16 protein-coding genes and 1 pseudogene are annotated in these 18,805 nt (G+C 59.3%); 8 read left to right on the forward strand and 9 right to left on the reverse strand.

Annotated features, from left to right (window positions below; all coding sequences use genetic code 11):
* Both Q3981_RS06735 and Q3981_RS06740 read right to left on the reverse strand, forming a co-directional pair.
* Nucleotides 1–1,927: pseudogene (locus Q3981_RS06735) on the reverse strand (hypothetical protein); the annotation flags it as partial.
* 77 nt (nucleotides 1,928–2,004) lie between these two features.
* Nucleotides 2,005–2,898 (reverse strand): NUDIX hydrolase, encoded by an 894-nt coding sequence (locus Q3981_RS06740; protein ID WP_303124632.1) that lies wholly within the window; start codon nucleotides 2,896–2,898, stop codon nucleotides 2,005–2,007.
* Between the two features lie 220 nt (nucleotides 2,899–3,118).
* Here Q3981_RS06740 and Q3981_RS06745 point away from each other — a divergent pair, with 220 nt between their 5' ends.
* From Q3981_RS06745 to Q3981_RS06760, 4 genes are read left to right on the forward strand one after another with little or no spacing between them, the layout of a single operon-like run.
* Nucleotides 3,119–4,561, forward strand: coding sequence for a CCA tRNA nucleotidyltransferase (locus Q3981_RS06745; RefSeq protein ID WP_303124667.1), 1,443 nt, complete (start codon nucleotides 3,119–3,121; stop codon nucleotides 4,559–4,561).
* On the forward strand, nucleotides 4,558–5,163 hold the full coding sequence (locus tag Q3981_RS06750; protein ID WP_046203400.1) for a YqgE/AlgH family protein: 606 nt from the start codon (nucleotides 4,558–4,560) through the stop codon (nucleotides 5,161–5,163). Before Q3981_RS06745 ends, Q3981_RS06750 begins: the two co-directional genes overlap by 4 nt.
* Nucleotides 5,164–5,205: 42 nt before the next feature.
* Nucleotides 5,206–6,006, forward strand: a complete 801-nt coding sequence (locus tag Q3981_RS06755) for an AzlC family ABC transporter permease (protein WP_303124637.1) — start codon at nucleotides 5,206–5,208, stop codon at nucleotides 6,004–6,006.
* Nucleotides 6,003–6,368 (forward strand): branched-chain amino acid transporter permease, encoded by a 366-nt coding sequence (locus Q3981_RS06760; RefSeq protein WP_303124639.1) that lies wholly within the window; start codon nucleotides 6,003–6,005, stop codon nucleotides 6,366–6,368. Before Q3981_RS06755 ends, Q3981_RS06760 begins: the two co-directional genes overlap by 4 nt.
* Before the next feature lie 24 nt (nucleotides 6,369–6,392).
* On the opposite strand, the gene Q3981_RS06765 is transcribed toward Q3981_RS06760, so the two are convergent.
* Nucleotides 6,393–7,373: a bile acid:sodium symporter family protein gene (locus tag Q3981_RS06765; protein WP_368410098.1), complete on the reverse strand. Its 981-nt coding sequence runs from the start codon at nucleotides 7,371–7,373 to the stop codon at nucleotides 6,393–6,395.
* Nucleotides 7,374–7,662: 289 nt separating this feature from the next.
* Here Q3981_RS06765 and Q3981_RS06770 point away from each other — a divergent pair, with 289 nt between their 5' ends.
* Together Q3981_RS06770 and Q3981_RS06775 are read left to right on the forward strand one after the other, a co-directional pair.
* Nucleotides 7,663–8,544 carry an ATP-binding cassette domain-containing protein gene (locus tag Q3981_RS06770; protein ID WP_303124641.1) on the forward strand — a complete coding sequence of 294 codons (882 nt, stop codon included), beginning with the start codon at nucleotides 7,663–7,665 and terminating at the stop codon, nucleotides 8,542–8,544.
* The gene (locus tag Q3981_RS06775; protein WP_303124643.1) at nucleotides 8,534–10,663 is read left to right on the forward strand and encodes a YhgE/Pip domain-containing protein; all 2,130 of its coding nucleotides are present in this window, start codon (nucleotides 8,534–8,536) and stop codon (nucleotides 10,661–10,663) included. Before Q3981_RS06770 ends, Q3981_RS06775 begins: the two co-directional genes overlap by 11 nt.
* A gap of 126 nt (nucleotides 10,664–10,789) precedes the next feature.
* Here Q3981_RS06775 and Q3981_RS06780 read toward each other — a convergent pair whose 3' ends face one another.
* The 4 genes from Q3981_RS06780 to Q3981_RS06795 form a co-directional block, all read right to left on the reverse strand.
* Nucleotides 10,790–11,326, reverse strand: a complete 537-nt coding sequence (locus tag Q3981_RS06780; protein ID WP_303124645.1) for an NUDIX domain-containing protein — start codon at nucleotides 11,324–11,326, stop codon at nucleotides 10,790–10,792.
* A 4-nt stretch (nucleotides 11,327–11,330) separates the two neighbouring features.
* Nucleotides 11,331–11,786: an SdpI family protein gene (locus Q3981_RS06785; RefSeq protein ID WP_303124647.1), complete on the reverse strand. Its 456-nt coding sequence runs from the start codon at nucleotides 11,784–11,786 to the stop codon at nucleotides 11,331–11,333.
* Between the two features lie 23 nt (nucleotides 11,787–11,809).
* On the reverse strand, nucleotides 11,810–12,532 hold the full coding sequence (locus Q3981_RS06790) for an SDR family oxidoreductase (RefSeq protein WP_303124649.1): 723 nt from the start codon (nucleotides 12,530–12,532) through the stop codon (nucleotides 11,810–11,812).
* A 72-nt stretch (nucleotides 12,533–12,604) separates the two neighbouring features.
* Nucleotides 12,605–13,741 (reverse strand): hypothetical protein, encoded by a 1,137-nt coding sequence (locus tag Q3981_RS06795; protein WP_303124651.1) that lies wholly within the window; start codon nucleotides 13,739–13,741, stop codon nucleotides 12,605–12,607.
* Nucleotides 13,742–13,858: 117 nt separating this feature from the next.
* Here Q3981_RS06795 and Q3981_RS06800 point away from each other — a divergent pair, with 117 nt between their 5' ends.
* Together Q3981_RS06800 and lepB are read left to right on the forward strand one after the other, a co-directional pair.
* On the forward strand, nucleotides 13,859–16,981 hold the full coding sequence (locus tag Q3981_RS06800; protein ID WP_303124653.1) for a leucine--tRNA ligase: 3,123 nt from the start codon (nucleotides 13,859–13,861) through the stop codon (nucleotides 16,979–16,981).
* Nucleotides 16,982–17,005: 24 nt separating this feature from the next.
* Nucleotides 17,006–17,776 carry a signal peptidase I gene (gene lepB, locus Q3981_RS06805; protein ID WP_303124655.1) on the forward strand — a complete coding sequence of 257 codons (771 nt, stop codon included), beginning with the start codon at nucleotides 17,006–17,008 and terminating at the stop codon, nucleotides 17,774–17,776.
* Nucleotides 17,777–17,801: 25 nt separating this feature from the next.
* On the opposite strand, the gene Q3981_RS06810 is transcribed toward lepB, so the two are convergent.
* Together Q3981_RS06810 and Q3981_RS06815 are read right to left on the reverse strand one after the other, a co-directional pair.
* Complete coding sequence (locus Q3981_RS06810) at nucleotides 17,802–18,290, reverse strand: hypothetical protein (protein ID WP_012732674.1); 489 nt, start codon at nucleotides 18,288–18,290, stop codon at nucleotides 17,802–17,804.
* 30 nt (nucleotides 18,291–18,320) lie between these two features.
* On the reverse strand, nucleotides 18,321–18,805 hold a 485-nt coding region (locus tag Q3981_RS06815), incomplete at its 5' end, for a universal stress protein (RefSeq protein ID WP_303124658.1).

Genomic DNA, 18,805 nt, shown 5'->3' on the forward strand with positions numbered 1-18,805 from the left:
GGGTGGCCTCCCCACCGAGGAGTGTGCCAACAGCGTCTAAAAATGCGGTGGCGTCCTCGCTACTGGCGGTCCACTGCGCGGGGGGCGTGGCAAGGACGGGAGTGCGTGATTGAATCGTCTGCCACATGACGGCAATGGCGTCCTGCATTCGCGCGTGAGAGGAATCAAGCGTCTCGTGATAGCGCGTCAGCGGTGTGGAATACGCTGCCGTCTCGGGCGTCCCCCCGGTTGCAGCAAGGGTGGCCCCCACATCCGCATTAAACGGAATGGCTGTCACACCGTGGCCAACGTCGATAAGTTTGTTTTCCCACGCGGATTGGTCATGTGCGGCTGAGTCATCATCGCGGGAACGAGCCACAGAGTCCCCACCAGCGGAATCATCGTTGTCGGAGGATGAACCATCGCCCGCTGCCGTATCAGATTTTTCCTTGTTGTCGGTTTCAGTGCTGGTAGACAGTGAGTTATCTGCGACGAGCGTCGTAACGTGCGGATCCCGAGGAGGCCACGAGGCTGGCCGCACTGTATTCGTCGATGCCTCGTCGGATGTGAGAGTAACCGGATTGACCTGCGGTTCCTCAGTAGTGGGGGCGCCGGCAGATTTATCGGTATTTGCCACGCCCTCCTCGAACTGCGAGTTCAGGTCGATAGGCTCCCCATTGGTATAGGCGTTGGCCAACGACGGTATGGCGTCTTGGTTGAGGTACCCCGCGCCGGGAATGGCGATGTTGCTGAGCGTGCTGGTGCCAAGAATGGCTTGAATGTTCGTATCCCCGGTTGAGAGCGTTTGCGCAGTTAGCCATGGGTCTTTGGTGGCTGCAACGGCATTGAGGTTGGCCCCCGAGGTGGGCAGCGACACGACACATCCCCCGGATGCCGTGTCTTTGAGTTTCTTCAGCCACCTCTCGGCATCGCCCGTGCCCTTGCCATCGCGCGTTTTCGTTCCCTTGGAGGATCCCCAACTATCCCGCAGGCGAGTCGTTTCGCTCACGGCGCTCGGCCTCTCATTGGTCACCGAGTACCCGTGAGTCATTCTCTCCACAGTGGTGAGCAGGTCGGGGTCAATGGCCAGGCAGCTCGCCTCTTTAATGCCGTTATTCTTGCTGGCCGCGTTGGCGTAGGCCGACAACAGGCCGTCGAGCCGCCCTCCCCGAGCGAGCTCATGGGCGAGCGTTTCGTCGCTCAGCAGGAGGGGAGCTGAGTCAGGGGCTTCACCAGTTTCACCTGGGACGATGGCTGACCGGCTGGCCAGCGGCCACAAAAAAGTAAGCGGTACAGGCTGATTTTCACTCGCCTGTTTATTGTCAGCCTCCGGTTTGGCTTTATCCCGGACAGGAAGCAAGAACCTGGACGAACCCTCATAAGACCCCGCCTGAGCACTGATCACGATGGGATAGGTCCCCGGATCAGTAATGCCCAACGGCGTGGCCTTGCCATTCCCCTCCGTGATCGGAAGATCAAAAGTCAGAGTGGTGGACTCACCCGGTTTGAGAGTGACAGCGGAGTTATCACCCGAGGACGCGGTGGTTGTACTGCTCTTGGCCGACGTGCTTTTCTTACCCGATTCGCGTGCCGACGTCGACCCCGTGGATTGCGAATCATTGGCTTGATCGTGGTCCACAGATCCGTTGATCAGATCGTGATTAAAGACATCCTTATTATCCGCTAACCGGAGACGGGCAGATGCGGTGTCGACGACGGCATCGGAGCGCGACAAAGAATACGTAATGGAGTCGAGCGTGCTTGAGGTTGAGTTCGTCAGCTTCACCGTGAACGCAACATGCCCATCGATCGTGGCGATCGTCGGGTTGATCTGCGAAATCGAGACATCAATATCGTTCTTGGAGTGCCCGTCCCGCGCCGAGGGGTTGGTCCATTGCGTCGATTCCGCAGCCTGAGCCGTAGGGCCTTGATGTCCCGTATTGGTCATCGTCGCCGGGAGTATTCCGACAGCACAAGCTACAGCACTAGCGCTGCACATGCCGAGGATGCGTGTTCTCCACGGTTTCACCATGGCGTCATCCTCCCCTCCGCATGGGCTTGACGTGCCAGATCCGGCAGAATCTCGTGCGCGCGCCGGGCCAATTTCCGTTCATCCCCGTAGGCTAGCCGCTCCACGAGCTCAGAGGCAGGAGCCCACGTGACCTCGGTGACTTCAGGATCATCATCATTAAAGATGCCGTCAACATATTCCAACAGATGGTGATGGACAGTTTTATGGATGCGGATACCGTCGGACACGAACCAATAATCAATGGTCCCCAAATCCTCGAAAACGCGCCCGGTGAGCCCGGTTTCTTCCCACACTTCACGCTCAGCGGTCGTGGTATGGTCTTCGCCCTGCTCAACGTGGCCTTTGGGGATGGACCACAGGAGCCGACCACGACGGTCAAGCCGCCCGATCAGGCACACATAAATGCGATCCATATTCACAATTCCGGCGTCGTCAACGGCTTCAGCTAATCCAGAGACGACGAGTCCACCGGCGGACGTTTCCTCCGAAGTAGGCATGTAGACCGAAGCGAGGGCGCGGGATTTATTGCGTCGCGAGTTTCGGGACGACCCGCGGCCGGAGCGCTGGTCACGTGGCCTACCAGGCCTCGAACGCTTCCCACCGTTGCGCGAATTGTTGCGTGAACCAGCATTCCGCGAGCTGTTTCGTCGCGACGTCGTCGAACGCTTCTGATGTGGCTTATTTTTATCCCTCGACGAGCCACTGCCCTGGTTGTGGTTACCCTTCTTCTTATCGCCACCCTGGCGGTTGTTTTTCGAGCTAGAGGTGCTGCGCCGGCGTCGGCCCCCGTTTGTGCGCCGCGTGCGCCGTGGCGACCCGCCGCCCCCCGTGTGGCCAGCGTCGGACGAGTCTTGGCTCGCTGACTGTGGCCGTGTGCTCCTACTCATTCTTTTCAGGATAGAGGCCGATGAACCCATGTGGGTAGATAGGCCAGTCACATTGCGCGTTCCCTGTGGATAAATGGTCACTTGTGGATAACTCGCGTCGTAACGATCGGTGGGGACTAGACACGTCTTGACGACCGGTACGATATCTGACATGGCTGGTTCGTCCTCACTCTCCCATTCGCGTCCGTCCGATTCGAACTCCTCGCATGACACGTCCGTTATGGAGGCAGAATATTTGGCACGTGCGCACAGAGACTTAGCCTCCTTAGTCCCCGTGATGACACCGCTTGCCCAGGCCTTTAATGATGACGGCTGTGACCTCTATTTGGTCGGTGGTTCCGTCCGAGATGCTCTTTTAGGGCGTTTGAGCAGTGATCTTGACTTTACGACGAATGCCAGGCCGCATGATATCCACCGGCTTTTGGAGACCACGTGCGACGCCGTGTGGGATACGGGCATTGACTACGGCACAGTGTCGGGCCAACGCAGCGGCCAAGATATAGAGGTGACGACCTTTCGCGCCGACACCTATGACGGCGAATCACGAAACCCCGAGGTCACCTTTGGTGATTCCTTAGACAAGGACCTAACCCGCAGGGATTTCACCGTCAACGCGATGGCCGTCGAAGTCCGTGGCGACGGTTCGCAGGTGTTTCACGATCCGCTTCACGGATTAACTGACCTCGTCCGCGGTTATCTTGATACACCGGACGATCCGGCGATTTCGTTTCACGACGACCCCCTCCGCATGCTCCGGGCCTGCCGTTTTGTGTCCCAACTGGGGTTGCGCGTTGCTCCACGTGTGCGTGAGGCCATGGAGAGAATGGCGGGGGACATCCAACGGATCACAGCGGAACGGATCCACGCTGAGCTGGACAAATTAATCCTCGGGGACCAACCCACCGACGGGATTGAACTCATGGTGGACACCGGTTTGGCGGACTACATCATTCCCGAAATCCCTGCTATGCGTATGACCCGTGACGAGCACATGCAGCACAAGGATGTGTATGCCCATTCGCTGCAGGTACTGCGCCAAGCTATTGATCGTGAACCGGATGGTCCGGACTTAGTCCTGCGGTGGGCGGCGCTGCTCCACGACTGCGGAAAACCCAGCACGCGGGCCCCGAAACCCGGCGGAGGCGTCACGTTTTACCACCACGACGTGGTGGGGGCGAAAATGGCCCGGAAGCGCTTCAGGGCATTGAAATACAGTAAGCAGTTCATCAAAGACGTCTCGGGATTGATCTACCTGCACCAGCGCTTCCACGGCTATACCGAAAAAGCGTGGAATGATTCCGCTGTTCGTCGATACGTCACCGATGCGGGGCCCCTTTTGCCCCGGCTTCACCGGCTCGTACGGGCGGACTGCACAACCAGGAACCAGGCGAAAGCCCGTCGTTTACAACGCTTGTATGACGATCTTGAACGTCGTATTGAGGAGATTCAGCACAAAGAGGATCTCGCGCGCATCCGTCCGGATCTTGACGGGAACGACATTATGACGATCCTAGATATTGAACCAGGACCGATGGTAGGAAAAGCCTGGAAGCACATGAAAGATGTTCGCCTGGATCAGGGGCCTTTAGAGCGCGAAGATGCCATCCTGGAGCTGAAGAAATGGTGGACTGAGGAACAGGAGTCAGAGGAGCAACATTCATGAGTGATATCTACAGTGATCGCCTGTTCAATGGGCTGAGCAAAACACCTCCTGAGGCGGGAATGTTGCTGGTCTCTGCACCCGGAACGGTATCTGCAGAGCTGACTCGCTCCGTCATTTTCCTTCTCGACGTTGGTCCCGACGGTGCCGTCGGCGTTGACCTAACAGAACGCACAGAGATGGCAACACACAACGTCCTGCCGCAGTGGACGCCGCTTATTACTGCACCTCAGGTGATTTATCTCGGCGGACCCGTGGGACACAATACTGTTCTCGCCGTCGGGGTAGCGAAGCCAGATACCGTTATCGACGACACCACGCTGTTCTCCACCACGGCGCACCGATTTGTGACGGTGAATTTAGACGCCGACCCCGACGAGGTGAAAGGGAAGCTGCACGGTCTTCGCATGTTCGGCGGGTACGCCGGGTGGGGGCCAGGCCAACTTAATGCCGAAATTGAGCGCGGAAACTGGTACGTGGCGCCGGCATTAACCGAAGATGTCCTCGCCCCCGCCAATGTCGATGTGTGGGGGCAGGTGATGCGTCGGCAAGAGCAACCACTCCCCCTCTTCGCGACCTACCCTATCGATCCGAACGAGAATTAAACCGAAAATTAACCGTCACCTCGCACCCGTAGAGAACACGTTATGGACACACCCCCACACCGCGGATCACCGCAGAACAACCCCGCACACGGCGGTTCTTTAGGCCCCGACATCCGGCAAGGTCTAGTTGAAACCTGGGCAATTGGGCTGGGGCTGATTCCGCTAGGACTTTCCTTCGGCCTTCTGGTCGTCCAATCAGGTTTTGCCTGGTGGTGGGCACCAATACTCTCCACCATCATTTATGCCGGATCCATGGAGTTCCTCGCCATCAGCTTGATTAGCAGCGGGATTGGGCTGTTTTCTGCCGGGTTAACAGCGTTGATGGTGAACTTCCGTCACGCGTTCTACGGCCTGACCTTCCCTCGCCACGCAATTAAGAGCCGCGCCTGGCGCGCCTACTCCACCTACGCGTTGACCGATGAATCTTATGCCATCGCATCGACGTCCATGGCGAAGAACAGCTCGATCAGCGGCGTTCACGTCCTGACAATCCAGGTCGTTGTGCAAGCCCTCTGGTTGGCGTCGGGAATAGTTGGTGCCCTAGTCGGCCAATACATTCCCACCATCGACGGGATGTCCTTCGCTCTCGTCGCCCTATTCATTGTGCTCACCATGGAGTCATTTTCCGCGAATCCCGACTGGTCACTGCCCGGCCTTGCCCTGGTCTGCGCGACCGTCGGATGGCTTGTGTCGGAGCAATCTCTCATGGTTATCGGGCTGGGGCTCTACCTTGCTGTGCTCCTCGTGAGGTTTTGGTCTCCGACCGTCGACGAAACCCTCACGCTGCGGTCCGGCCGTGGCCACTCCGACCCCGCCGACGCTGAAGGGGGAACACCGCGATGAATCACACGCTGGCCTATGGCGATTATGGGTTGCCCGAAGGTGTGTCGCTGTCCCACACGCTCGCGATGCTGTGCGTGATCGGTGTTGTCACCGTTGCCCTGCGCGCGTTTCCCTTTCCGTTTATTGCGCGTTTGCGGGGATCAGATTTCGTGGCCCACCTCAGCCGAACCATGCCCGTGGGCGTCACCATGGTGCTTATTGTCTACACCGCTGTGGAAACCTCGCATGACAGTGGCGGATGGTGGCCCGTCCTTGTCGCTATTGCGGGAACGTGCCTGCTTCATGTGTGGCGGCACAGCGTGACGCTCTCCATTTTCGGCGGAACCGCTTTGTACGTTCTTCTGCTCAACGTTGTGGCGTAGCGGCGTTTGTCCTGGCCGATTCGTCTAGCTGGCGGCGTGTTCGTCCAACTGGCGCGCGTATCGGCTCGCGCGCACAGAGCACACCATCAGCTGAATCTGGTGGAACACCATCAGCGGCAAAATGATCACCGCAGCGCTCTGGGGGAAAATGACGGCGGCCATGGGAAGGCCCGTCGCCAAGGACTTCTTAGTCCCGCAGAACTGAATGGCCACGCGGTCGCCATAGTCGAAGCCGAAACGGCTCGCGGCGGTCCACGTCAACCACAGCATCAGCTCGACCAAAATAAGGGACAGTAGGACGACGATCACCAGCTGCCACCACGCAATCGACGTCCACACGCCCAACACGATCCCCTCCGAAAACGCCCCGTACACCACGAAAGCGATGGACAGTCGGTCCACATTCTTCGTCACCGGGCTTGCCGACATTTTCGCGATCGGACGCCACAAGCGCCCGATCTGGCCAAGAATGAATGGCACAAGTAGCTGCAGCGCAACGTCGATAAACACGCTGCCGGACACGTGGAAACCCGAACCCGACATGAAGAACATCACGAGAACAGGCGTGATTACGACACCTAACAGATTCGACGTCGACGCACTGACGATGGCGCCCGCCACGTTCCCTCTGGCAACGGACGTGAACGCGACCGACGACTGGACCGTCGACGGCACGAGGCAGAGGAACAGAAAGCCGGCATAAAGGTTGTGGCCCACCAGGTGCTGAAGTGGGAAGAGCGCGATACCGATGATCGGGAAGACGACGTAGGTAAAAGCCAGAATGAGGGTGTGAAGGCGCCAGTGCTTGAGGCCCTCGAACGCCTCGGCGGGTGAGAGGCGTGCGCCGTAGAGGAAAAACAGAAATGCAATTGCCCCGGTGGTGACGGTATCCCACGCGCTGGCGAAAGACCCGCGAGCAGGGAAAAGGATGGCGATCGTCACTGCTGAGAGGATCATGACGATCAACGGATCGGGCCGCCAGGAGGCAATTTTGCGAATATTCACGTCACTATTCTAAAAACCTTCACGCTGGGGCGGGGGCATGTAGGAAAATCACTACTACCGCTGGAGGAAACACCGCCGGCGCTCAAGGGCCTACTACCTGCGTAGACGCTGGCGTAAAAGACAATCCGTCTAGGTCTCTTAGCTTCGCGCCACACGTCCGTGGGAGCCACGGATGAAACTTCAGCACACTTTTAAACGAAAAATAATTAGTGGGTGGAAACCGTTGTGTTATTATTTCGCTCACAAGCTTTTCAGTACAAAAGTAAATCTTGAGATGATAAGGAGCTGCGTGGTGCGAAGTAGCTTCATGCCTCTGGACATTTCGGCACAGGACGTCGAGCTGTCGACAAAAAAGGGCCCGGTGTACGGACCGCTAAGTTTCACTGTTCAACCGGGAGAAACGGTCGCGCTCGTCGCCGGCCAGTCCAACGGACTGTCGAGCCTGCTACTCACCCTGGTGGGCCGCATGAAGCCCTCGGGCGGAACAGTCACCGTGGGTGGGATCACCATTCCCCAACACATGCGGAAAGTCCAAAAGATCGCGACATTCGCTGGGTTCGAGAATCTGGATGATTTGGATCCCGCACTGACCATCGCGGAAACAGCCTACGAGCGGATCTCACTCGAATCGCCGATCATTGCTCGTCGGCCCGGGTGGGAGGGCGAGCATATGACGTCATGCCTCCACGCAGCTTTTGGAACCGAGCCCCCGGGGCCCGACGTTCCCATCGAAGACCTCACCGTGTTGGGGCAGGCACAAGCGAGGCTCTTCGTCGCTCTCGTCTGCCGCCCCTCTGTGATCAGTTATAACGATGTCGATTCCCTCCGCAATCCGAACGACCAGGCTGCGCTTTGGGAATCGCTGCAGCGTGCTTCTGCTCTAGGAATCACGATCGTCGCGAACACCGCCAACGTCGGCGCCATCCCTGACGGCGTACGACAGATCTTCGCCGAGCGCCCCGACAATCGGGATGAAAGCCGTGTTGTCGACGAGCCCGCCGACGAATCCGCAGATCAATCTGCAGATGAACTCGCGAATGAGGAAACGCGCGTCGATATCCCCCGCTCCCCCACGGACCCTATAACCACGACCCGCCACCGCGCGGGCAGCACACCTGCTTATCAGCACACCCATGCTCTCGCCGCCGAGGAGGCCAACCATGGCGAATAACAAGCCCAACCACAGTAAAGACGCGGGTTCCTCGCCTGCTCGGCCGAAACGACGAGGCCTCACCGCGCGCGGGAAAGGCGCGTCCGCCTACCGCGAACGCATCATGCCGCGCATGTTGATCGGGCGGAACTCGGAAATCCACCGCCTGCGCATTTTCCCCGTCGCGCTCGCCATCCTGGCAACCATCCCGCTGCTCGTCGGCGCGTTCTTCCTCTGGGCCAACCAGAATCCGACGGAAAACCTCAGCGACATGAAGGTCGCCGTCGTCAATAATGACCGTCCGGCAGAAAAAGACGGACAACCGGTCAATGTTGGCCCGGAAATCATTCAGAATGTTAAGGCCAACCCCACCTTCGATTGGCAATTCCCCTCGGAATCGGAGGCCAGGAAAGGCCTGGAGGACGGTAAGTACTTGGCGACCGTTGTAATTCCCCAGGATTTTTCCTCGTCCGTGGCGTCCATTGGTACCGAGAATCCGCACCAAGCTGTGCTGAACTTCGACTATAACGACGCGAACGGTAAGTCGGCTTCGGTCCTGTTGAAAGCCGCAGCTGAGCGCCTGCACTCGACGATTAATGAGTCGATCACCAACACAGCCAGCGCCAAGGTGTTCTCGTCGCTTAACGAAATCCACGAAGGAATGGGTAAGGCTGCCGACGGTTCCGGCCAGTTGGCTAATGGTGCGAAGACCGCCAATAGCGGTGCGACCCAGCTGGATAATGGCGCCAGTAAGCTTCTCAACGGATCGTCGCAGTTGAAGGACGGCGCCGGGACGCTCACGTCGAAACTGGGTGAGGCCCACGCGGGTGCGAAGAAGCTGGATGATGGATCTGCGCAGCTCCAAGCCGGCGCGCAGCAGCTCACCGATAAGTTAGGTCTTGCCCACGAGAAATCGACGGAACTTGTGAGTGGTGCTCAGCAGGTTGCCGACGGTAACGCCAAACTGGCGCAGGGCAATGCTCAACTGGCCGCTGGGCTCGATGAGATGAAAGGCAAGCTGGCCGCGATTGAGGGAATCCCCGGAATCAACCAGCTACCTCAGGTGCGTCAACTTCTCGACGGCGTTAATCAGGCCAATTCGGCTGCTCACCAGCTCGCCGACGGTGCTCAGAAGGCTTCCGATGGTTCCCGACGAGTGGCCGACGGCAGCACTCAGATCAGCGGCGCGCTCCAGCAATTCCAGGATGGTAGCCAGACCATCGCTTCGAAGCTGGGTGAGGCTCACGCCGGTGCAGGGCAGCTCAGCAACGGTCTGAGCCGGTTGCAGGGCGGCGCGAGCCGGCTCCAGGACGGTGCAACCACGCTGAATAATGGTCAAAAAGATCTGAAGAACGGAACGACGCAGCTAGCCGGAGGAACCGGCAAGCTGTCAGAGGGTGCGGGCACGCTGCACGATAGCCTGGCATCCTCGCAGGATCGCGTACCAGCCTTTACGACGCAGATGGTCGCTCACAACGCGGACACCATGGCGGGTCCGTCGGAACTGAACGAGAGCTGGGTACACAAGGTGTCCTCGATGGGCGAAGGCCTAGCCCCGTTCCTGGCTGGCTTCGGAATTTTCTTGGGCGGATTGTTCGTGTGGCAGGTTGTTCGTCCACTCCCCCGACGGAACCTGGCTGCGTCGGTGTCCTCGCTGCGGTTGGCTATCCGAACCACCACTCCAGCGCTGTTGATCAGCGTTTTGCAGGTCGCGCTGCTGGTTGGCATCAGCTGGTTCACGTTGGATATTCGCCCCCAAAACCTCCTCGCCTGGACGGCCCTCATGTTGCTGGGCGGATTCGGATTCTTGATCTTCCAGCAAGCGCTGATTATCTGGTTCGGTGAAGGAAAGGGGCAGTTGTTGGGCATCGTTGCCTTGGTGGTGCAGCTAGCGTCCGCGGGCGGGCTGTACCCCATCGAAACATCGCCCAAGTTCTTCCAGATACTCCACCCATTCATGCCATTTAGTTGGCTCATCGAAGGGATGAGACAAGCCGGGGTCGGTGAATTGAACGCTCAATTCTGGAACTCCGCGCTCGTGCTGGCCTTCGTTGCGGTGCTCACCATGGTCTTCCTGGTCTGGGGAGTATCCCGCAAGCGGGTGTACACGATGTCTACCCTGCACCCGGCCGTGGTGTAAGGAGTTAGCGGGGCGAGGGACTAACTCTCAGCCCCAGCGCTGTAATCCTCCCAGTCCTGTTCGGATTGGGAGGATTTTTCTATGTTCATGCCGGGTTAAGTGGTCTCGACGGGCACCACGTCGGACTTACTCCGCCCCGGGAAGCGGCCCCCATGACGCAGCCCCACCGTGATCTGCGTCGTCGCACGCCCGAGCAATAATGGCCCTGAACCGTGGTTTCATATCGGGCAATTCATTCACATCGCACCAGGCAACAGCTTGGGATTCGTCGTCGCCAATACCGACCTCGGGCGATTCGTCCCGAAGCGAGGCGCGAAACGCGGTGTCCACATAGGACGTCACGTCGCCATTCGGATACGTCACCGGCCCGACCGCCTGGACATTCAAAAGAGATTCGATCTCGATGAGCGCCCGCGTTTCCTCTTGGGCTTCCCGAACAGCCGCAACATGAGGGTGCTCACCTGGGTCAACGATGCCCGTCACAGGGGTCCATTGCCCATTATCGACGCGGCGGACCAGCAAGACTTCGCGCGCGCCGGGCGCGGGACCATCCGCAACGGGCTCGGAACCGTCGCGAAGAATGACGACGGTCACCCCGGGCAGCCACAAAGGGTCGTGGCCAATTTTGGAGCGAAGATTAAGGATGAAGGGTGGTGTAGCCATCGGCTTAGGAATCCGCAGCTTGTGCGGCACGTCGAGCGGCATCGATATCGACGGCCACGGGCTTGCTGGGTTGTTGTGAGGCCTCCCCGCCACCGCAGGAGCAGGACGTATTGCTCTCTTCGGCTTGTTGTTGAGCATCAAGCACCGCGACAGTGTGCGCGCCCATCGCAGCACCCACACCGATGAGCGCCACCGATGCAATGACAGCCACGGCAACCCACAGCCATGCCCATCCCGAAGCACCAAAAGCGACAACTCCCCCGAGCAGCAGGGCCAACGCACCGACCGTCCAGCTCGGCGCGGCGACTTTGTGCGCAAGTTCCCACATGGCGGGGTCACGTCGAACCTCGGGGACACGAATGCCCACCCAGCTGTTCCCGGGAAGTTTTCCTCCCCATGCGGCCAGGCCCACGCCACCCAGTGCAACAGCGAGAATAACCAGAATGATGCCGACAATCATGGTTCTAGTGTAAGCCCGCCGCTTTACGCGATCACAGGCCGGACGCGGATCTCCTCCACGGTGCATTCGGGTGTGGCATCGATGGCTGTGCGCACCGCGGCCGCGATGGATTCCGGCTGCACATAAATGGCTCCGTCGTAATCCTCGGGCGCCATTCCCTTCTCTGCCTGGATTTCGCGTTGCATATCAGTATCGACGCGACCTGGGTGGACCGAGGTCACGCGCACTACACCGCGCTCTTCTTCGCGGAGTGCATCGGTAATAGCGCGCAGAGCAAACTTAGAGGCGCAGTACGGGGCGCTCCCGGGGCGGGACCTGTGCCCGGAGCCGGAATTGATGGCCACAATGTCGCCGTGCGCGGCGCGTAGCTTCGGCAAGAGCTGTCGGATGAGGTCCACCTGTGCAATAACGTTGAGGTCAAGCACCCGAACCCAGTCTTCGCGGGAGACATCGGCAATCGCGCCACCGACCGATATCCCGGCGCTGAGAACAAGCACATCCAGCGCCGGTTCGGGGAAAGCTTCAAGAGCCTTGCCGACGGATGACGGGTCAGTGAGATCCGCAATGAATGGCTGCGCATCGGGGACGGTCTCTTGGGCCTTCTTGACGCTCTCTTCGCTGGTCCCGCCGATGTAGACGGTGTGCGTGGTGGCGAGGTCGTGGGCGATAGCTAGTCCGATACCGCGCGTCCCTCCCGTGATGAGGGCGACGGGGCGTTCGGAGGATGTGGTGGGCGGTGTGGGCATGGGGTGTGGCTCCTCAATGGTGTGCGGCCGCGAGGCCAGGCGTGCGGCCAAAATAGGCCGCTGATCTGGGCTTTAGCTAGTGGTGATATCGACGCCACTCAGCCCGTGGAGGCGTTTGTCGGCGGATTTCTGCGATTGAGCTCCGTCGCCGATACAGGCGTCGAGAAGGTTGTCGATGGACAGATCTCGGGTGTCGGAATACAGCAATTGCTTCTTCGTGAAGCGATCAATCAACTGGTCAACATTGTCGTGGCCTGCGGCCGTCGCGGTCCCGCGAATAGCGTCGGCCCATTCTTCAGGATTAGCCACAACGAAAAGAAGATCATTCGCGTCATCGTCCAGCCGATCAAGAATGCTAATGATCACAGACGCAGCTTTGCTTACCGACGGTGGTACGTCGCCCGAAGCGATCGCCTCTTTAATCCATTCCGGAATGACACCCCGCTGGAGGCTACGCCACGGATAGAGCTCGAGCCGGCCGATCTCACTGGATTGAGGCAGGTCATCTCCGGAAATATGCAGTACGCCGTCCGTGGTCATCCGGTTTCCTGGCCACTTGTCCATGAGTGCGTGGCGAAGCTCCCACGCTGGAATAAGCGGAAATTCATTGTCCCCCACGGAGAGATCCTCCCGGCCGGTCATCATCGCATTCTGCTGGTCATTGAGGTCCAGAATCTCTGCCAGCGCTTGCGCTGTGCGGGTCAGCGAATGGCCAAGCTGCTCCCCGCGTTGGCGTCGAACCAACGGCAAGGAATGGTCAATCTTTTGAAGAAGAGCGTCGAAGTACTTAATAGGTTCTTCGGCGGAACCCTGATGGCCTTCCGTATTTTTAACTTGGATTAACCCGTCAGCTAAGTATCCAGAAACCTTGTTTTTAAAGATTGCGTTATCGCCAAGAACCATGAGCTTGATGCGGTTCGAGGCAGGGCGGTCCACGATGTGCGGGAAGGTGCGGTTAATAATCCCGTCGTCGACCTCAGACAGAAGGCCGTAAAAAGGTTCATCCCCCAGATAAACGACGGAACCTTTCTTAATCGTTGCTTCTTTGTTGTGCTCGGAAAACCACTTTTGGTCAGCAGGGTGAACAACGTCGTCGATAGAAAAGGATTCAGTCTTTTTAGCGAAGATGTCGGATGCGGACAATGTCTCCGGCGAATACATCTCGCGGTAGAAATCGACGAAGTCAGAAAAAACAGTGGTGTTCGGCATACATGCTCCTTGTTTTCGTCAGGATTCGTGTGTTCGAGACGAGCGGTTGATGACCGGGTTTGTCAGCGGTGACCGTTGTAGTTGCCCTCATCATGGGCCCAACTAGACTATGTGACCATGACAAATCCGAGAGAAAAGAGCCCGAATGGGGGCCAGTCAACTGGTCATCCCACTACATCAGTGTCCTCCTCCCACAATACTTCGTCAGGCTCTCTTTCTTCGCGGTCGAGTGCGTCGTCGGCACATCACGACGAACCACGTTTCCGCTACACCGCCGGGCTGGCTGCGGAGATCGAAAACGCCTGGCACGAGCGTTGGTCCCACGAGGGAACGTTCAACGCCCCCAACCCCACCGGGGATTTAGCCCCCCGCGATGGAGGTTCGGAACTTCCCGACGATCGGATCTTTGTCCAAGATATGTTCCCCTATCCATCGGGCGTGGGCCTGCACGTTGGCCACCCCTTGGGCTACATTGCGACGGACGTCTACGCACGTTTCCACCGCATGTTGGGCAAGAACGTGTTGCACACCTTGGGATATGACGCCTACGGTCTGCCCGCGGAACAGTACGCGGTCCAGACAGGAACGCACCCGCGGACCACCACCGAGGCGAATATCGCAAACATGAAGCGCCAGCTGGGGCGCCTGGGCCTGGGGCACGACCCGCGTCGGTCATTTGCTACGACTGACCAAGATTTCTACCGCTGGACCCAGTGGATTTTCCTCCAGATCTTCAACTCGTGGTTTGACCCCGAGGCCAACGCAGCCCGGCCGGTTTCGGAATTGCGGGAAAAACTGGCATCGGGCGCAGTCAATGTGACCTCCGGCCCCGGCTACCAGAGCGTTGATCCCGACACGGGTGCGGCAGTAGAAGCCGCTGAACAAGCCGGCAAGAGCTCCGCGGAAATCTGGGAATCGCTGGATGATGCTCAGCGTGAGCACATCGTTGAAACCTTCCGTTTGGTCTATCGGTCCAGGTCAACGGTGAATTGGGCCCCCGGGCTCGGCACGGTCTTGGCCAATGAAGAAGTCACCGCCGACGGCCGCTCGGAACGCGGCAACTTCCCCGTTTTCCGCAAGAAGCTGACCCAGTGGATGATGCGGATCACTCAGTACTCGGATCGTCTGCTCGACGACCTCGACCTGCTGGACTGGCCCGACAAGGTGAAGTCCATGCAGCGCAACTGGATCGGCCGGTCCAGGGGTGCGGAAGTCACCTTCACCATCCCGACGAACGGTCCCGACCACACCGACGCCACGTGCCCCGTGTTCACCACCCGCCCCGACACCCTCTTCGGTGCGGAATACCTCGTTTTGGCGCCAGAACATGAGCTTGTCGACGAGGTCGTCGCAGATCAGTGGCCGGATCTTCGCGCCGAGCGCTCGCTCTCTGACGACGCCATCGCCCGCTGGACCGGCGGAGCAGCCACCCCTGCCGAGGCGGTGAAGGAATACCGCGCGTCCATCGTCGCGAAGTCCGATTTGGAGCGCCAAGAGAACAAGGAAAAGACCGGTGTGTTCCTGGGCGTGTACGCCACGAACCCCGTGAATGGCCGCCGCATCCCCGTGTTCATCGCCGACTATGTCCTGTCCGGCTACGGCACGGGCGCGATCATGGCTGTTCCCGCGCATGACGAGCGCGACTACGACTTCGCCCGCGTTTTCGAATTGCCCATCACCGAGGTCATTTCCGGCGGCGATGTCACCGTCGAGGCTTTCACGGGCGCCGGCACGGCAGTGAACTCCGCCAATGACGACGGCCTAGACATCAACGGCCTCCACTTGGAGGACGCGAAAGCGCGCACTATCGATTGGCTCGCCCAGCGTGGCGTCGGCAAGGAAAAAATCCAGTACAAGCTGCGTGATTGGCTCTTCGCTCGGCAGCGGTACTGGGGTGAACCCTTCCCCATTGTGTACGACGAGAATGACGTGGCCCATCCGCTCCCGGAGTCCATGTTGCCCGTTGTGCTTCCGGATGTGGACGACTACCGCCCGGTGTCCTTCGATCCCGATGACGCGGAGTCCGAGCCGCACCCGCCGCTGGCCAAGGCGACGGACTGGGTCAATGTCGAGCTGGATTTGGGCGATGGCCCCAAGAAGTACCGACGCGATACGAACGTGATGCCGCAATGGGCGGGGAGTTCCTGGTACGAGCTCCGCTACGTGGATCCCACCAACCAGGACGCGCTCTGCGACCCAGAGAACGAAAAGTACTGGATGGGGCCCACGGATCAGAAGAAATCCGGCGGTGTGGACTTGTATGTCGGCGGCGTTGAGCACGCCGTGCTGCACTTGCTGTACTCGCGGTTCTGGCACAAGGTGCTGTATGACCTCGGCTACGTGTCCTCCTGCGAGCCGTACCATCGCCTCTTCAACCAGGGCTACATCCAGGCCTTCGCGTACACCGACGACCGTGGCGTGTACATCCCCGCTGCGGAGGTCGTCGAGCGCGACGGTTCCTTCTGGTGGGTCCCCAGCGACGGGCGGAACATGGACGGTGTTCAGACCAACGAACACGGCGAAATGCAGGTCCACCAGGAATACGGCAAGATGGGTAAGTCCCTGAAGAACGCCGTCTCCCCCGAGGACATTTGCGACAACTACGGCGCGGATACGCTGCGCATTTACGAAATGTCGATGGGCCCGCTGGATACATCTCGCCCCTGGGCGACGAAGGACGTCGTGGGTTCGCAGCGCTTCTTGCAGCGTCTGTGGCGGCTGGTTGTCGACGAATCCACCGGGGACCTCGTGGTAACTGATGCGACCCCCACCGACGACGATCGCCGCGCCCTTCACCGCACGATTGCCGCGGTCCGCGAGGACTACGCCCAGTTGATGGATAACACCGCGGTGGCGAAACTCATCGAGTACGTCAACTACGTGACCAAAACGTACGCGGGCGGCGCTCCCCGCGAGATCGTCGAACCGGCTGTGCTGCTCGTTGCCCCGCTGGCCCCGCACATCGCGGAGGAGCTGTGGTCGCGGTTGGGCCACACCGAGTCCTTGGCACACGGCCCCTTCCCGACCTTCGAGGAGAAGTGGCTTGTCGACGACACTGTCGAGATTCCTGTTCAGGTGCAGGGGAAGGTTCGTAGCCGTATTAATGTAGCGACGGACGCTTCGCGCGAAGATATTGAAGCTGCGGCACTTGATGACGCCAAGGTGAAAGAGCACGTGGGTGATCATGAGATTAAGAAAGTGATCGTTGTCCCTGGCCGTATGGTCAACGTGGTGATCTAGGCCCGACCCGGAACGGAAAACAGCATGTTTGGAAAATCAAAAAAATCCGGCTCGGGGTCAACCCCCGCTGCGGCCACGGTGAAGAAGGAACGCCCCTGGTATATCGAAATCCCGATCATTATCCTCTGCGCGCTCCTCGTGGCTGTGCTGTTCCAGGTCTTTATCGGGCGCGTCTACGTTATTCCCTCGGAATCCATGGAGCCGACGCTCAATGGGTGCACGGGCTGCAATAACGACCGCGTTTTCGTCAATAAGCTTGCCTACGATTTCAGTTCTCCCGAGCCGGGCGACGTCGTCGTGTTCCGAGGCCCCGAGTCTTGGGACGAAGGGGAGTTTGGTGAGAGCACGTCGGATGAGAGCAGCGGCTTCAGCAAGGTGTTGCGTACTGGTGCGTCGTATATCGGGCTGGCTACTCCCCCGGAGAATGACGTGGTCAAGCGGGTTATCGCGACGGGGGGGCAAACTGTTGAGTGCAAACCCGGAGACGACGGCATCAAGGTGAATGGGAAGACGATCGATTCGTCGTACACTCTGCAGCCCCCGCAGCGGGAGGTCGATACTGAGCATGGCTCAGAAGCGTGCGGTGGCGGGTACTTTGGCCCGATCACTGTGCCCGATGGGAATGTGTGGTTGATGGGCGATAACCGCACGAATTCTGCGGATTCTCGTTACCACATGGAGGATCAGTACCAGGGCACAGTGCCTGAGAAGAACATTATTGGCCGGGTGGATGCCCGTATTTTGCCGTTCAGTCGGATCGGTACCGTGGGGCACCCGGATATTCAGAAGGACTAACCGGTGCGCCTACCGCCCGGCGCGCCTACCGGTAATCAAGCCCGGCAATTGCCATCCACCCGGTACTGGTGATCCACCCGAGCGCGAAGGGAATAAGCACCCAACAAATGGCGAGCCATGGGCGCCAGCGGTCATACCGGGCCCACTTGATATAGGTGGTCCACACTCCCCCGAGCGCGCCGATGAGGGCGATCGCCCCCGGCACCACCGGGAAGAGAATTTCGTAGGTACGCGAACATATCCATGCCGACTCTCCTGCGTCGCAATCGGGGCCGCCCTGGTTATGGGAAATGAACAGGATGATCCCGGCTGCGAGCAGCGTAATCAGTGGCACCACGATGACATACACAATGGCCTGGTGAGTGGACCGCGTGTGTTGTTCGAGGCGCAGTAATGGGTCGAGTTCGTAATCCAGCTGGGATGGTTTGGATGGTGTGGAGTCTGCTTTATCGACGGTGACGTGCTGGTCGGGGTCATCGGAGCGGTGAGAATGAGATTTCCCGTGGCTATCCACTCGAACCTCCTCTACAGCGAAAATGTTGGTTTAGACGGGAACAATAACAGTGGGGACGGGCGAATTCCGCACAATCTGGTTTGTCGACGAACCAAGGAACGTATGCCCGAAGACGCCCAGCGTGGAACTGCCCACAACCAGGAGGTCCCCTTTCTTCCAATCTAGGTCGGTGATGGAATTTTCCCAGTCCTCGCCGGACCCGATAGCAAGGTCGACGCGGAGATCGTCGAAGCGCGCGAGGGCGCGTTCTTGTCCACGCTCAAGGATGCTTTGAGCCTGGTCACGCCATTGCCGGGTGGCCTCTTTGGCGTGCTTGTACGGGGTTTCGGTGGGGTACATCGACGGACCGTGAGGCGTGAATGCCACCAGGCGGAGGGGCACATCCCACCGGTGTGCGTAGTCGCACGCTTTCCGCAGCGCCTCTTGCGATTGTTCAGTATCGACGTAGGCGCAGTTGACCCGCGTGACGCCTTTCTTGGATGCGCGCAGGTCACGCGGGGCCAGCCCCAGGGACA

This window comes from Corynebacterium sp. (assembly GCF_030530965.1).
GTDB lineage: Bacteria > Actinomycetota > Actinomycetes > Mycobacteriales > Mycobacteriaceae > Corynebacterium.

Excerpts from the sequence above, each read along its gene's own strand:
- Q3981_RS06740 (WP_303124632.1), bottom strand. The coding sequence starts at position 2,898 with ATGAGTAGGAGCACACGGCCACAGTCAGCGAGCCAAGACTCGTCCGAC.
- Q3981_RS06745 (WP_303124667.1), top strand. The coding sequence starts at position 3,119 with ATGGAGGCAGAATATTTGGCACGTGCGCACAGAGACTTAGCCTCCTTA.
- Q3981_RS06750 (WP_046203400.1), top strand. The coding sequence starts at position 4,558 with ATGAGTGATATCTACAGTGATCGCCTGTTCAATGGGCTGAGCAAAACA.
- Q3981_RS06755 (WP_303124637.1), top strand. The coding sequence starts at position 5,206 with ATGGACACACCCCCACACCGCGGATCACCGCAGAACAACCCCGCACAC.
- Q3981_RS06760 (WP_303124639.1), top strand. The coding sequence starts at position 6,003 with ATGAATCACACGCTGGCCTATGGCGATTATGGGTTGCCCGAAGGTGTG.
- Q3981_RS06775 (WP_303124643.1), top strand. The coding sequence starts at position 8,534 with ATGGCGAATAACAAGCCCAACCACAGTAAAGACGCGGGTTCCTCGCCT.
- Q3981_RS06780 (WP_303124645.1), bottom strand. The coding sequence starts at position 11,326 with ATGGCTACACCACCCTTCATCCTTAATCTTCGCTCCAAAATTGGCCAC.
- Q3981_RS06785 (WP_303124647.1), bottom strand. The coding sequence starts at position 11,786 with ATGATTGTCGGCATCATTCTGGTTATTCTCGCTGTTGCACTGGGTGGC.
- Q3981_RS06790 (WP_303124649.1), bottom strand. The coding sequence starts at position 12,532 with ATGCCCACACCGCCCACCACATCCTCCGAACGCCCCGTCGCCCTCATC.
- Q3981_RS06795 (WP_303124651.1), bottom strand. The coding sequence starts at position 13,741 with ATGCCGAACACCACTGTTTTTTCTGACTTCGTCGATTTCTACCGCGAG.
- Q3981_RS06800 (WP_303124653.1), top strand. The coding sequence starts at position 13,859 with ATGACAAATCCGAGAGAAAAGAGCCCGAATGGGGGCCAGTCAACTGGT.
- lepB (WP_303124655.1), top strand. The coding sequence starts at position 17,006 with ATGTTTGGAAAATCAAAAAAATCCGGCTCGGGGTCAACCCCCGCTGCG.